Consider the following 13,275-nt stretch of genomic DNA (forward strand, 5'->3'; position numbering starts at 1 on the left):
ATGGCCTTTAAGCACCCTGTTTCCGTGCTGGTGGTGATTTACGCCGAGGACACGAAACGGGTGCTGATGTTGCAGCGACGCGACGATCCTGATTTCTGGCAGTCGGTTACCGGCAGTCTCGAAGCAGGAGAGGTAGCGTCGCAAGCCGCCATGCGTGAAGTAAAGGAAGAGGTCGACATCGATATTGCTTGCGAGCAACTGACCTTAGTCGACTGTCAGCGCACGGTGGAGTTTGAAATATTTAGTCATTTACGTCATCGCTATGCGCCGGGCGTTACGCACAATACCGAATCTTGGTTTTGTCTTGCGCTGCCCCATGAACGCCAGATTGTTTTTAGTGAACATCTGGCGTACCGCTGGCTTGATGCCCCGGCAGCGGCGGCATTAACCAAGTCGTGGAGCAACCGGCAGGCGATTGAAGAATTTGTTATTAACGCCGACTAATTTCCCCTGGAATTTCAATTCTCAGGAAGGTGGCAACCCCCGGCGTCGCCAGGTACTTACTGTGGTAAGTAACGGGTGCGAACGGGAGCAGCCAACGTGCCAGAGGGCTGAAAGCCGCCGGGAAAAGGCTTTATTGGAGAGTTTTTTATGGCAGGTCATAGTAAATGGGCCAACACCAAACACCGCAAAGCGGCACAGGATGCTAAACGCGGTAAGATCTTTACCAAAATCATACGTGAACTGGTAACGGCTGCTCGCCTCGGCGGCGGCGATATCGGTTCTAACCCGCGCCTGCGTGCGGCGGTTGATAAAGCGCTGTCTAACAACATGACCCGCGACACCTTAAACCGCGCTATCGCGCGTGGTGTGGGTGGTGATGATGACGCGAACATGGAAACCATCATTTATGAAGGTTATGGCCCTGGCGGCACGGCGGTGATGGTGGAGTGTCTGAGTGACAACCGCAACCGCACCGTGGCGGAAGTGCGTCATGCTTTCAGCAAATGCGGTGGTAACCTCGGTACTGACGGTTCTGTTGCCTATCTGTTCAGCAAAAAAGGGGTTATCTCCTTCGACGCTGGCGACGAAGACACCATTATGGAAGCGGCGCTGGAAGCCGGTGCTGAAGACGTGGTGACATTTGATGATGGCGCAATTGACGTTTATACCGCATGGGAAGAGATGGGCGCGGTACGTGACGCACTGGAAGCTGCGGGTCTGAAAGCGGACAACGCTGAAGTCTCCATGATCCCGTCGACCAAAGCCGACATGGACGCGGAAACCGCGCCGAAACTGCTGCGTCTGATCGATATGCTGGAAGATTGCGACGACGTGCAGGAGGTTTACCACAACGGTGAGATCTCTGATGAGGTTGCGGCGACACTCTAATGTCGCTGATTAACTCGCCTGTAACCGGAGACGCATAATGGCGATCATTCTCGGTATCGATCCGGGTTCGCGCGTCACCGGTTACGGCGTGATCCGCCAGACGGGACGGCAACTGACCTATCTCGGCAGCGGTTGTATCCGTACCAAAGTGGATGATTTACCGTCGCGTCTGAAGCTGATCTATGCAGGCGTGACGGAGATCATTACCCAATTCCAGCCGGATTTTTTCGCTATCGAACAAGTGTTTATGGCGAAAAATGCCGATTCAGCACTCAAGCTTGGGCAGGCGCGCGGTGTGGCGATTGTCGCCGCCGTGAATCAGGATTTGCCAGTGTTTGAATATGCTGCACGGCAGGTAAAACAGACGGTGGTGGGGATTGGCAGCGCGGAAAAAAGCCAGGTGCAACATATGGTGCGCACGCTGTTGAAACTGCCCGCTAACCCGCAGGCGGATGCGGCAGATGCGCTGGCTATCGCCATCACGCATTGTCATGTCAGCCAGAATGCGTTGCAGGTGAGCAGCACAAGGCTCAATCTGGCTCGCGGACGATTACGCTAAAAAGCGCCGGTTTACCGGCGCTTTTTTTATAATAGCGAACTTATTTTGCGCGCGTCCTCTTCGGTTGATGGGTTATAGACCACCATTGTCAGGTCCGGTTGCCCTTCCACCGAAAAACTCGAGTACTCCAGCGACAACCGACCAACAGCGCCATGCAGCAGGATTTTGGTGCCTTCTTCCATTACCTCTATATCATTATTTTGCCAGAGCTCGGCAAACTCAGCAGAAGCTGCACTGAGTTCTTCAACCAGAGGACGGATCTCAATCGACGCACCCGCGCGGGTTGCGTCCGCACGAAAAGCGGCCACCAGAAAGCGGGCGAGCGAGTGCCAGTCTGCCTGCGCGGCACGCGCCTGGGGATTAAGAAAAATGCGCCGCAGAATGTTACGTTCATGCGCGGGCTGGCTGGGGTAATCGGATAAAACCACGGTGGCGGCTTTGTTCCAGGCGAGCACATCCCAGGTCGCATTGCGGATCATCGCCGGGCTCAGGTGCATACAGTCCAGCACTTTTTGCAGCCTTTCTGTCACTGTCCCTCTGACCGGGTAATGCATGCCAGGAGCACGACCTAATGCCAGATGAAAAACGTGTTCGCGTTCGCGCTCAGTAAGACGCAGCGCCTGGCAAATTCGCTCCAGCACTTCCGCCGAAGGCGTACCTCCGCGACCTTGCTCAAGCCAGGTATACCAGGTGGCGCTAATACAGGCCAGATGCGCCACTTCTTCACGGCGCAGCCCCGGCGTACGTCGCCGCGCGGTATGAAAACCCAGCGCCACAGGGTCAAGCTGCGCCCGGCGCGATTTCAGGTAACTGCCCAGATCTTTAGGCTGAGAAACGCTTTGCATCCTGTTAGTCCTTATACCCCGATAACATCACTACTTTTCACAACAAAGGATATTTATAAGGATAACGGCGCGAGTCAACATCAGGAGGCACACGCATGCATGTTTTTCTAACGGGCGCGACCGGTTGGGTCGGCGCAAAAGTGGCGGCAGAGTTGATTGCTGCCGGGCACCAGGTGAGCGGCCTGGCCAGAAATACGGATAAAGCACAGACACTGCTGGCCGCTGGAGGGCAGGTTGTTTCCGGAACGCTGGATGATCACTCCCTCTTGTTTGACGCGGCGTCGCGTGCGGATGCGGTGATCCATACCGCCTTTAATCACGACTTTTCCCGTTTTGCGGAAAATTGCGAACAGGACAGACGCGCTATTGAAGTGATGGGGGAGGCGCTGCTTGGTAGCGATCGTCCGTTGCTGGTGACCTCGGGGCTGGCAAGATTGGTTCAGGGGCGGCCAGCAACTGAAAAGGATAAACCTGTCAGCGCGCCGGATTATCTGCGCCGTTCCGAACTGGCGGCACAGGCTCTGGCCGAAAAAGGTGTCAGGGCTGCCAGTGTGCGTCTGGCACCAACCGTTCATGGCGTGGGCGATCACGGTTTTATCCCGATTTTGATCGCGCTGGCGAAGAAAACCGGTGTTTCCGCCTGGCCGGGCGAGGGGAATAATCGCTGGGCGGCGGTACATCGTCTTGATGCGGCGAAGCTCTACCGGCTGGCGCTGGAAAGTGGCGTAAAGGAAACGGTATATCATGCGGTAGCCGAGGAAGGGATCGCGATGCGGGAGATTGCTATCGCCATTGGCAACATGTTGGGGCTGCCCGCTGAACCACGCAGTGCCGACCATTTTGGCTGGTTTGCCACCTTTGCCGCCGCGGATATGTCCGCGTCCAGCGAACGAACCCGCGACGTTTTAGGTTGGCAGCCTGCGCAACGCGACTTACTCACCGATCTTGCGGATGCGGCCTATTACGCGAATTCCTGAACCGCGCTCGCGTTTTCCTGTATATTCGGCTGGATATCTATCCAGCCTTTTTTTATCATACGGCATTACACTTTCAGCCGTTAACGCAGGAGCGTCACGTGATAGGCAGACTCAGAGGCATTATTGTAGAAAAACAACCCCCGTTGGTTCTGCTGGAAGTGGGGGGCGTGGGATATGAAGTCCATATGCCTATGACCTGCTTTTATGAGCTCCCGGACGCCGGAAAAGAGGCGGTTGTTTTTACACAGTTTGTGGTACGTGAAGACGCTCAGCTGTTATACGGCTTTAATAACAAGCAGGAACGGACGCTGTTTCGTGAGCTCATAAAAACCAATGGTGTTGGGCCAAAGCTGGCGCTGGCAATTTTGTCCGGCATGTCGGCGCAGCAGTTCGTCAACGCCGTCGAACGCGAAGATCCTGCGGCGCTGGTCAAATTGCCGGGAATCGGGAAGAAAACCGCCGAGCGTTTGATTGTTGAGATGAAAGATCGCTTTAAAGGTCTGCACGGCGATCTCTTCACCCCGGCTGCTGATTTGGTGCTGGCCTCTCCGGCGAGCCCGACGACGGATGATGCGGAACAAGAAGCCGTTGCTGCGCTGGTGGCGTTGGGCTATAAACCTCAGGAAGCCAGCCGGATGATAAGTAAGATTGTGCGTCCGGACGCCAACAGTGAAACCCTGATCCGCGAAGCGCTGCGCGCGGCGTTGTGAGGTAGAGGATGATTGAAGCAGACCGTCTGGTCACGCCCGCCAGCACCAATATAGAGGAAGTCGCAGACCGCGCTATTCGTCCGAAAATGCTCGACGAGTATATCGGTCAGCCGCAGGTGCGCTCGCAAATGGAGATCTTTATCCAGGCGGCAAAGCTGCGCGGTGACGCGCTGGACCATCTGCTTATCTTCGGCCCGCCGGGCTTAGGTAAAACGACGCTGGCGAATATCGTGGCAAACGAGATGGGTGTCAATCTGCGCACAACCTCAGGGCCGGTGCTGGAAAAAGCGGGCGATCTTGCTGCGATGCTCACTAATCTCGAGCCGCATGATGTGTTGTTTATCGATGAAATACACCGCCTCTCGCCGGTTGTCGAAGAGGTGCTGTATCCGGCGATGGAAGATTACCAGCTGGATATCATGATCGGTGAAGGGCCAGCGGCGCGCTCAATCAAAATCGATTTACCTCCGTTTACCTTGATTGGCGCGACAACACGCGCAGGTTCGCTCACGTCGCCGCTGCGCGATCGTTTCGGTATCGTGCAGCGTCTGGAGTTCTATCAGGTGGCAGATTTACAGCACATTGTGGGGCGCAGCGCGCGCTATATGGGGCTGGAGATGAGCGAGGAGGGTGCGCTGGAAGTGGCGCGCCGCTCACGCGGTACGCCGCGTATTGCGAATCGTCTGCTGCGGCGTGTGCGCGATTTCGCCGAAGTGAAGCACGATGGCGATATCACCGCTGATATCGCGGCCCAGGCGCTTGACATGCTGAATGTCGATGCCGAAGGGTTCGACTATATGGATCGTAAACTACTGTTGGCGGTTATCGATAAGTTCTTCGGCGGCCCGGTCGGGCTGGACAACCTGGCGGCAGCCATTGGTGAAGAGCGCGAAACGATTGAGGATGTGCTGGAGCCGTATCTTATCCAGCAGGGCTTTTTGCAGCGTACGCCACGTGGACGGATGGCGACAGTCAGAGCGTGGAATCACTTTGGTATAACGCCGCCGCAAATGCCATAACGTTAAAGGCCGGAGAGCATTTGCTTCCGGCCTTTCGCTTTAGCTGGCGGGTTTCTTCATCATGCTGAAGATAAACAGCAGCGCCGCGCACAACACCACGGATGGGCCCGCAGGCGTGTCATAAAAAGCCGAAAATGTCAGTCCGCCGGTGACGGCGATCATGCCGATACCGACTGCGATGCCTGCCATTTGCTCCGGCGTACGTGCGAAGCGTCGCGATGTCGCGGCCGGGATAATCAACAGTGAGGTGATGATCAGTGCGCCGACGAATTTCATGGCAACGCCAATCGTTAACGCAGTGACCAGCATCAGCAGCAGCTTCACACGCTGCAACTTCACGCCATCGACAAATGCCAGCTCGGGGCTGATGGTCATCGACAGCAGATTGCGCCATTGCCAGAACAAAATCCCCAGCACCACGACAACGCCCAGGGCGATCGCCACCAGATCGCCGGGTGTTACCGCCAGCAAGTCCCCGAACAGATAGGCCATTAAATCGACACGGATATTTGACATCAGGCTGACAACAACCAGACCAAGCGACAGTGCGCTGTGCGCCATGATCCCCAGCAGGGTATCAATGGCCAGATGAGGTCGTTTTTCCAGCCATACCAGCCCGGCGGCCAGCAGCAGCGTAACGGCGATCACTGCATAAAATGGATTGACGTCCAGCAACAAACCGAAAGCGACACCCAACAGAGAAGCATGCGCGAGCGTATCGCCGAAATATGACATTCTGCGCCAGACAACAAATGAGCCCAACGGTCCCGCCGCGCAGGCGAGCATAACCCCGGCAAGCCAGCCGGGCAGTAATAATTCAATCATGAGTGTCCGTTACCCTGGCGCAGCACAATGCGGCCCTGTAAATCGTGGCGGTGGTTGTGATTGTGGCGATAAATCCCCAACTGTTCCGCGCCACGCTGGCCGAACATGGAGATAAATTCCGGGTGCATTGAAACCACTTCCGGCGTGCCAGAACAGCAAATATGGTGATTCAGGCAGAGCACTTCATCGGTTTTTGCCATAACCAGATGCAGATCGTGAGAAACCATCAATACAGCGCAGTCCAGCTCTTTACGCAACTGGTCAATCAGGTTGTACAGCGCCACCTGGCCATTCACATCAACGCCCTGGGTTGGCTCATCAAGAACCAGCAATTGCGGGCGATTAAGCAGTGCTCGCGCCAGCAATACACGTTGGGTTTCGCCCCCAGACAGTTTTTGCATTGGCGCATCGACCAGGTGTGCGGCCTGCACTCGTTTTAGTGCGGGAATAATATCGCCTTTGCTGGTGCCAGGACGCAGGCGCATAAAACGGCCAACGGTGAGCGGCAGAGTAGCGTCCAGGTGTAATTTCTGCGGCACATATCCGATGCGCAGCGTTTTGTCACGCTTGATCAACCCGGAGTCGGGTGCTACCAGCCCAAGCACAACGCGCACCAGCGTTGATTTGCCCGCGCCATTAGGGCCCAGCAGGGTTAAAATTTTACCCGCGCGTAAATTCAGCGAAATATCAGACAGGACGCGACGTTGGCCGAATGCGACAGTGATTTTTTCGAGCGTTACAAGATTCGTCATAGCATTTATGGGGGTTGCACAAGTTGTCGAATGTTATAATATCACATTCCACTTATTCATTACGATTAATAGTCGCATTATGTTACATAAAAATACGCTTCTTTGCGCAGCGTTATCCGCTGCGCTTCTCGGTGGAGCAGCACAAACTGCTAATGCCGCCGTTGTAACGTCATTAAAGCCGCTGGGATTTATCGCGTCAGCAATCGCTGATGGGGTGACGCCGACAGAAGTATTACTGCCGGATGGCGCTTCAGAGCACGATTATTCCCTGCGTCCATCGGATGTAAAACGCTTACAGAACGCGGACTTAGTATTTTGGGTCGGGCCAGAAATGGAAGCCTTTATGGTGCGTTCCGCGCAGCAAATCCCGGCGAAAAAATTAGTGACGATGGCGGAACTGAATGGTGTGAAAACGCTACTCATGAAAGGGGCGGACGAGGATGAGCACGACCATGATGATGGACATCATCATGACGAAAAAAGTGACGAGCATCACCATCACGGTGAGTACAACATGCATCTGTGGCTCTCCCCAGAGATTGCGCGGCTGTCGGCGGTTGCAATCCACGATAAATTAGTGGAAGTTATGCCGCAAAGTCGAGCCAAGCTGGACGCCAACCTGCAAGCATTTGAGGCATCATTAGCCCAGTCCGATAAGCAGGTCGGTAACGAGCTGGCACCGCTGAAAGGGAAAGGGTATTTTGTTTTTCATGACGCCTACGGCTACTTTGAAAAACACTACGGACTGACTCCGCTGGGTCATTTTACCGTCAACCCCGAAATTCAGCCTGGTGCGCAGCGTTTACATGAAATCAGAACACAGTTGGTTGAGCAAAAAGCAACCTGCGTTTTTGCTGAGCCACAGTTCAGGCCAGCGGTCGTAGAAGCTGTTGCCAGAGGGACATCCGTTCGAATGGGAACGCTGGATCCGCTCGGTATCGGCATCAAGTTAGGCAAAGAGAGCTATCCGCAGTTCCTTGCCCAACTTTCACATCAGTATGCGAGCTGCCTGAAAGGAGAATAACGAGGAAGTGAATACGTGCAACAGATAGCCCGCTCTGTCGCCCTGGCATTTAATAATCTGCCTCGACCCCACCGCGTTATGCTGGGGTCGCTTACAGTTCTCACTCTCACGGTCGCCGTTTGGCGTCCGTATGTTTACCACCCCGAATCCGTTACACCCATTGTTAAAGCTATCGAGCTGCCGAAGAGCGAAATCCGTTCTTTGCTGCCGGAAGCCAGCGAACCTATCGACCAGACTGCATCGGATGACGATGTTGACGCTATTCCGCAGGATGAACTCGATGAGAAAACCTCCAATGAAGCCGGCGTACATGAATATGTAGTATCCACGGGCGATACGCTGAGCAGCATTCTTAACCAGTACGGCATTGATATGGGTGATATCAGCCAGCTTGCCGCTGCGGATAAAGAGCTGCGTAACCTGAAAATCGGCCAACAGATCTCCTGGACTCTGACTGAGGATGGCGATTTGCAGCGGTTGACGTGGGAGATGTCCCGCCGCGAGACCCGCACTTATGACCGCGTTGATGGCGGCTTCAAAATGAGTAGCGAAACGCAGCAGGGCGATTGGGTAAACTCGGTGATGAAAGGGACAGTCGGCGGGAGTTTTGTTTCCAGCGCGCGCGACGCCGGGCTAACCAGCGGTGAAGTCAGCGCGGTGATTAAAGCCATGCAGTGGCAGATGGATTTCCGCAAGCTGAAAAAAGGCGATGAATTCTCCGTACTCATGTCCCGCGAAATGCTGGAAGGCAAGCAAGAGCAAAGCCAGTTACTTGGTGTGCGTCTGCGTTCCGACGGCAAAGATTATTATGCAATCCGCGCGCAAGACGGCAAATTTTACGATCGCAACGGTACAGGCCTGGCAAAAGGATTTTTGCGCTTCCCGACATCTAAGCAGTTCCGTGTCTCTTCGAATTTTGACCCCCGTCGTCTGAACCCGGTTACCGGTCGAGTTGCACCGCATAAAGGCGTTGATTTCGCGTTACCACAGGGTACGCCTGTGCTCGCGGTAGGGGATGGGGAAGTCGTCGTGGCGAAACGCAGCGGTGCTGCAGGCAACTATGTCGCTATCCGTCACGGGCGCACCTATACCACGCGATATATGCACCTGCGCAAACTGCTGGTAAAACCAGGGCAGAAAGTGAAACGCGGCGATCGTATTGCGCTCTCCGGGAACACCGGGCGTTCTACTGGGCCGCATTTGCACTATGAAGTGTGGATCAACCAGCAAGCGGTTAATCCGTTAACGGCGAAGCTGCCGAGAACCGAAGGCTTAAGCGGGTCGGATCGCAAAGATTATCTGGCACAGGTTAAAGAGATTCTGCCTCAGTTAAAGGTAGACTGATTCGTTTAACAAATGTGCGTCCGAAGCCGATGTCCAAACCGCATCGGCTTTTTCTTTTGTGCGATGGATGGCGCCTCGCTACACTATCTCATTATTTTATGTGAACTGATTTCTCGCCTGCGGAAGATGCATGGAAACGAAAAAAAATACCGCTGAATACATTCCTGAGTTTGAAAAAGAATTTCGCCATCCGCGCTACTGGGGCGCGTGGCTGGGAGTGCTGGCTTTTGCGGGCGTAGCGATGATCCCGCCGTCGGTGCGCGATCCTGTACTCGGCAAACTTGGTCGTCTGGCCGGAAAGTTCGGCAAAAGTGCGCGCCGCCGTGCGCAGATCAATCTTTACTACTGCTTCCCTGAAAAAAGCGATGCGGAAAGAGAAGCAATCATTGATGAGATGTTTGCCACTGCGCCTCAAGCCATGGTTCTGATGGCGGAACTGGCACTACGTGGCCCGGAAAAGGTCATGCCGCGTGTGGAATGGCAGGGGCAGGAAATTATTGATGAAATGCGCCGCAACGAAGAGAAGGTGATTTTCCTTGTTCCGCACGGTTGGGGCATTGATATCCCGGCGATGTTAATGGCATCACAGGGGCGCAACATTGCGGCGATGTTTCATAATCAGGGCAACAAAGTATTCGATTATGTATGGAATACCGTGCGACGTCGTTTTGGCGGGCGTTTACATGCGCGTAATGATGGCATCAAGCCTTTTATTCAGTCGATACGTCAGGGCTACTGGGGGTACTACCTTCCGGACCAGGATCACGGTGCGGAGCACAGCGAATTTGTTGATTTCTTTGCAACCTATAAAGCGACCCTGCCGGCGATTGGCCGTTTGATGAAAGTGTGCCGTGCGCGCGTGGTGCCGCTGTTCCCGGTTTATGATGCGAAAACACACCGGCTGATTATTCAGGTGCGGCCGCCGATGGACGACCTGCTCACTGCCGATGACAACACGATTGCCCGGCGTATGAACGAAGAAGTTGAAAAGTTTGTCGCTCCGCATCCTGAGCAATACACCTGGATCCTCAAATTATTAAAAACGCGGAAACCGGGAGAGACCGAGCCTTACAGGCGCAAAGATTTATTTGCGAAAAAATAGTCCATAAAAAAGGCCTCTCAATGAGAGGCCTTTTGCTTTCTATAACCGCTTATTCTACGGTCAGAATTCGCGTGGTGTTCGTGGTGCCGATGGTGCTCATCACATCACCCTGAGTCACGATAACCAGGTCACCGGACAGCAAATAGCCTTTATCGCGCAGCAAGTTTACTGCATCGTGAGCTGCTGTCACGCCGTCATTGACGCTGTCGAAATAGACCGGGGTGACGCCGCGATACAGGGCTGTCAGGTTGAGCGTACGCTCGTGGCGAGAGAGGGCGAAAATCGGCAACCCGGAACTGATGCGCGAGGTCATCAGCGCGGTGCGACCTGATTCTGTCATCGAAATGATAGCGGTTACACCTTTCAGGTGGTTTGCCGCATACATGGCCGACATGGCAATCGCTTCTTCCACGTTATCGAATTGAATATCCAGGCGGTGTTTGGAGACGTTGATGCTTGGAATTTTCTCAGCGCCCAGACACACACGAGCCATTGCAGCTACGGTTTCGGATGGATACTGGCCCGCGGCCGTTTCGGCAGAGAGCATGACCGCATCGGTGCCGTCGAGCACGGCGTTGGCAACGTCCATCACTTCCGCGCGCGTTGGCATCGGGTTGGTGATCATCGACTCCATCATCTGTGTCGCGGTGATCACCGCACGGTTCAGCTGGCGCGCACGGCGGATCAGCGCTTTCTGGATACCAACCAGTTCCGGGTCACCGATTTCAACACCGAGATCGCCACGTGCGACCATTACTACATCAGAGGCGAGGATCACATCATCCATCGCATCCTGATTGCAGACCGCTTCTGCACGCTCAACTTTTGCCACGATTTTGGCATCGCAACCGGCATCGCGCGCCAGACGGCGAGCGTAGTTAAGATCTTCGCCGCAGCGCGGGAAGGAGACGGCCAGGTAGTCAACGCCGATCAATGCAGCCGTCACGATATCCGCTTTGTCTTTTTCAGTCAGTGCTTCAGCAGAGAGGCCGCCGCCGAGCTTGTTGATGCCTTTGTTGTTCGATAGTGGGCCGCCAACGGTCACTTCGGTAAACACTTTCATGCCCTGAACTTCCAGCACTTTCAGCTGTACGCGACCGTCGTCCAGCAGCAGGATATCGCCCGGCACGACATCAGCAGGCAAACCTTTGTAGTCGATGCCCACTTTTTCTTTGTCGCCTTCACCTTTACCGAGGTTGGCATCAAGCAGGAATTTATCCCCGATGTTCAGGAAAACTTTGCCTTCCTTAAAGGTGGAAACACGAATTTTTGGCCCTTGTAAATCGCCAAGGATAGCAACATGACGTCCCAGTTTTGCCGCAATCTCACGCACTTTATCCGCACGTAATTTATGATCTTCAGGTGTTCCGTGTGAGAAGTTCATACGTACCACGTTAGCGCCTGCAGCGATCACCTTCTCAAGGTTGTTATCGCGGTCAGTAGCCGGGCCTAAGGTGGTTACGATTTTGGTTCTGCGAAGCCTTCTGGACATGTAATACTCCGTTGACTGAAACAACTTGGTGTTGCGTGAACATAAATCCGGTCATTTGGCGCCCTGCTGTGAAGGGCGATGTGTCAGATCGGACAGCGTAAGAGGTTACCGCTTTATATTTACTATTAGTGGTTATCGCTTTTAATAAGCAGCTCTTTATCAAAGCGCGATTCTTTCAGTGCTTCTTTGACTCGCTTCAAGTTATCCCTGAATTTTGCTCCCCGACGCAATGTGAAGCCTGTTGCCAGCACATCAATAACTGTGAGTTGCGCAAGACGAGAAACCATTGGCATATAAATATCTGTATCTTCCGGAACATCCAGAGTGATAGCAAGCGTTGCCTCACGCGCCAGCGGCGTGCCTGCGGACGTAAGGGCTATCACCATGGCATCGTTTTCACGCGCCAGTTGCGCAAGTTCCACTAAATTCTTGGTTCTTCCGGTATGTGAAATCAACACAACGACGTCATCGTCGCTACAATTCATACAACTCATGCGTTGCAACACAATGTCATCGGAGTAGACCACCGGCACATTGAAGCGGAAAAATTTGTTCATCGCATCATGCGCAACGGCGGCAGAAGAACCAAGGCCAAAGAAGGCAATTTTTTTCGCCTGCGTCAGTAAATCTACGGCGCGGTTTACCGCCGCCATATCCAGTGACTGGCGCACATGGTCGAGACTGGCCATCGCGGATTCGAAGATTTTGCCGGTATAGGCTTCAACACTGTCATCTTCATCAACATTTCGATTAACATAGGGCGTGCCGTTGGCGAGACTTTGCGCCAGATGCAGTTTGAAATCGGGGAAGCCCCGGGTATCGAGGCTGCGGCAGAAACGGTTCACTGTTGGTTCGCTAACATCCGCTTCTTGCGCAAGTGCGGCAATGCTTGAGTGGATGGCCTGGTCAGGCGCGGCGAGGATCACTTCCGCCACTTTACGTTCGGATTTGCTAAGGTGTTCCAGCCGTGACTGGATTTTTTCCAGCATATTCATGGGTGATAAACGCTCATGGTAAAACGATTACACCAATAGATGGAATCGTGATGCGGTTTAGCTTGATATTACCCCTGCGACGCGCAGAAAGGTAAGTCGTGATGAGAAATGTTGTTGTTTTTTTTCATTACATGATCAGAGTCGGATTTTACCGGCTGTGTATTGGGCAAATATCCCGCTTTATCAGGGCGAAAGAACAGTTTTTTCGTCACAACAAGATAACGCACGTCCTGACAAGGCTTAACAGTTTCGGGAATTACGTAAAAGCAGTACAGTGCACTGTAATAAAATTACAACTG

General features: G+C 53.9%; 14 protein-coding genes. 9 read left to right on the plus strand and 5 right to left on the minus strand.

The annotated features are described in order from the left end of the window. The 3 genes from nudB to ruvC all read left to right on the plus strand — a co-directional run bounded on the left by nudB (position 1) and on the right by ruvC (position 1,891). Positions 1 to 444: a dihydroneopterin triphosphate diphosphatase gene (nudB, locus tag JKP81_RS03775; protein ID WP_020454127.1), complete on the plus strand. Its 444-nt coding sequence runs from the start codon at positions 1 to 3 to the stop codon at positions 442 to 444. Between the two features lie 147 nt (positions 445 to 591). Further along, positions 592 to 1,332: a YebC/PmpR family DNA-binding transcriptional regulator gene (locus JKP81_RS03780; RefSeq protein WP_045511314.1), complete on the plus strand. Its 741-nt coding sequence runs from the start codon at positions 592 to 594 to the stop codon at positions 1,330 to 1,332. A 37-nt stretch (positions 1,333 to 1,369) separates the two neighbouring features. Further along, on the plus strand, positions 1,370 to 1,891 hold the full coding sequence (gene ruvC / locus JKP81_RS03785) for a crossover junction endodeoxyribonuclease RuvC (protein ID WP_020454125.1): 522 nt from the start codon (positions 1,370 to 1,372) through the stop codon (positions 1,889 to 1,891). Between the two features lie 26 nt (positions 1,892 to 1,917). Here the strand turns inward: ruvC and JKP81_RS03790 are convergent, their stop codons facing one another. Then, on the minus strand, positions 1,918 to 2,736 hold the full coding sequence (locus tag JKP81_RS03790; RefSeq protein WP_200550636.1) for a helix-turn-helix transcriptional regulator: 819 nt from the start codon (positions 2,734 to 2,736) through the stop codon (positions 1,918 to 1,920). A 95-nt stretch (positions 2,737 to 2,831) separates the two neighbouring features. Between JKP81_RS03790 and JKP81_RS03795 the strand changes: the two genes are divergently transcribed. The 3 genes from JKP81_RS03795 (at position 2,832) to ruvB (ending at position 5,442) form a co-directional block, all read left to right on the plus strand. Then, on the plus strand, positions 2,832 to 3,713 hold the full coding sequence (locus JKP81_RS03795; protein ID WP_200550637.1) for an SDR family oxidoreductase: 882 nt from the start codon (positions 2,832 to 2,834) through the stop codon (positions 3,711 to 3,713). 98 nt (positions 3,714 to 3,811) lie between these two features. Next, positions 3,812 to 4,423, plus strand: a complete 612-nt coding sequence (gene ruvA / locus JKP81_RS03800; protein WP_200550638.1) for a Holliday junction branch migration protein RuvA — start codon at positions 3,812 to 3,814, stop codon at positions 4,421 to 4,423. An 8-nt stretch (positions 4,424 to 4,431) separates the two neighbouring features. Next, the gene (ruvB, locus tag JKP81_RS03805; protein WP_200550639.1) at positions 4,432 to 5,442 is read left to right on the plus strand and encodes a Holliday junction branch migration DNA helicase RuvB; all 1,011 of its coding nucleotides are present in this window, start codon (positions 4,432 to 4,434) and stop codon (positions 5,440 to 5,442) included. Positions 5,443 to 5,481: 39 nt separating this feature from the next. On the opposite strand, the gene znuB is transcribed toward ruvB, so the two are convergent. Further along, the gene (gene znuB, locus JKP81_RS03810) at positions 5,482 to 6,267 is read right to left on the minus strand and encodes a zinc ABC transporter permease subunit ZnuB (protein WP_020454120.1); all 786 of its coding nucleotides are present in this window, start codon (positions 6,265 to 6,267) and stop codon (positions 5,482 to 5,484) included. Further along, on the minus strand, positions 6,264 to 7,019 hold the full coding sequence (gene znuC / locus JKP81_RS03815) for a zinc ABC transporter ATP-binding protein ZnuC (RefSeq protein WP_200550640.1): 756 nt from the start codon (positions 7,017 to 7,019) through the stop codon (positions 6,264 to 6,266). Before znuC ends, znuB begins: the two co-directional genes overlap by 4 nt. 79 nt (positions 7,020 to 7,098) lie before the next feature. Between znuC and znuA the strand changes: the two genes are divergently transcribed. The 3 genes from znuA (at position 7,099) to lpxM (ending at position 10,489) form a co-directional block, all read left to right on the plus strand. Further along, complete coding sequence (gene znuA / locus JKP81_RS03820; RefSeq protein WP_200551062.1) at positions 7,099 to 8,043, plus strand: zinc ABC transporter substrate-binding protein ZnuA; 945 nt, start codon at positions 7,099 to 7,101, stop codon at positions 8,041 to 8,043. Between the two features lie 15 nt (positions 8,044 to 8,058). Further along, positions 8,059 to 9,387 (plus strand): murein DD-endopeptidase MepM, encoded by a 1,329-nt coding sequence (gene mepM, locus JKP81_RS03825; RefSeq protein ID WP_200550641.1) that lies wholly within the window; start codon positions 8,059 to 8,061, stop codon positions 9,385 to 9,387. A gap of 130 nt (positions 9,388 to 9,517) precedes the next feature. After that, positions 9,518 to 10,489, plus strand: a complete 972-nt coding sequence (gene lpxM / locus JKP81_RS03830; protein ID WP_200550642.1) for a lauroyl-Kdo(2)-lipid IV(A) myristoyltransferase — start codon at positions 9,518 to 9,520, stop codon at positions 10,487 to 10,489. Between the two features lie 49 nt (positions 10,490 to 10,538). Here lpxM and pyk read toward each other — a convergent pair whose 3' ends face one another. Together pyk and JKP81_RS03840 are read right to left on the minus strand one after the other, a co-directional pair. After that, a complete protein-coding gene (gene pyk, locus JKP81_RS03835) occupies positions 10,539 to 11,981 on the minus strand; it encodes a pyruvate kinase (protein ID WP_017456939.1) in 1,443 nt (480 codons plus the stop codon). A gap of 125 nt (positions 11,982 to 12,106) precedes the next feature. Then, positions 12,107 to 12,976: a MurR/RpiR family transcriptional regulator gene (locus JKP81_RS03840; RefSeq protein WP_017456940.1), complete on the minus strand. Its 870-nt coding sequence runs from the start codon at positions 12,974 to 12,976 to the stop codon at positions 12,107 to 12,109. Positions 12,977 to 13,275: the final 299 nt, after the last annotated feature.

The organism is Kosakonia sp. LAM2021, from assembly GCF_016620385.1.
Lineage (GTDB): Bacteria > Pseudomonadota > Gammaproteobacteria > Enterobacterales > Enterobacteriaceae > Kosakonia > Kosakonia sacchari.

Coding starts and splice junctions, on each gene's coding strand:
- nudB (WP_020454127.1), top strand. CDS start 1: ATGGCCTTTAAGCACCCTGTTTCCGTGCTGGTGGTGATTTACGCCGAG.
- JKP81_RS03780 (WP_045511314.1), top strand. CDS start 592: ATGGCAGGTCATAGTAAATGGGCCAACACCAAACACCGCAAAGCGGCA.
- ruvC (WP_020454125.1), top strand. CDS start 1,370: ATGGCGATCATTCTCGGTATCGATCCGGGTTCGCGCGTCACCGGTTAC.
- JKP81_RS03790 (WP_200550636.1), bottom strand. CDS start 2,736: ATGCAAAGCGTTTCTCAGCCTAAAGATCTGGGCAGTTACCTGAAATCG.
- JKP81_RS03795 (WP_200550637.1), top strand. CDS start 2,832: ATGCATGTTTTTCTAACGGGCGCGACCGGTTGGGTCGGCGCAAAAGTG.
- ruvB (WP_200550639.1), top strand. CDS start 4,432: ATGATTGAAGCAGACCGTCTGGTCACGCCCGCCAGCACCAATATAGAG.
- znuB (WP_020454120.1), bottom strand. CDS start 6,267: ATGATTGAATTATTACTGCCCGGCTGGCTTGCCGGGGTTATGCTCGCC.
- znuC (WP_200550640.1), bottom strand. CDS start 7,019: ATGACGAATCTTGTAACGCTCGAAAAAATCACTGTCGCATTCGGCCAA.
- znuA (WP_200551062.1), top strand. CDS start 7,099: ATGTTACATAAAAATACGCTTCTTTGCGCAGCGTTATCCGCTGCGCTT.
- lpxM (WP_200550642.1), top strand. CDS start 9,518: ATGGAAACGAAAAAAAATACCGCTGAATACATTCCTGAGTTTGAAAAA.
- pyk (WP_017456939.1), bottom strand. CDS start 11,981: ATGTCCAGAAGGCTTCGCAGAACCAAAATCGTAACCACCTTAGGCCCG.
- JKP81_RS03840 (WP_017456940.1), bottom strand. CDS start 12,976: ATGAATATGCTGGAAAAAATCCAGTCACGGCTGGAACACCTTAGCAAA.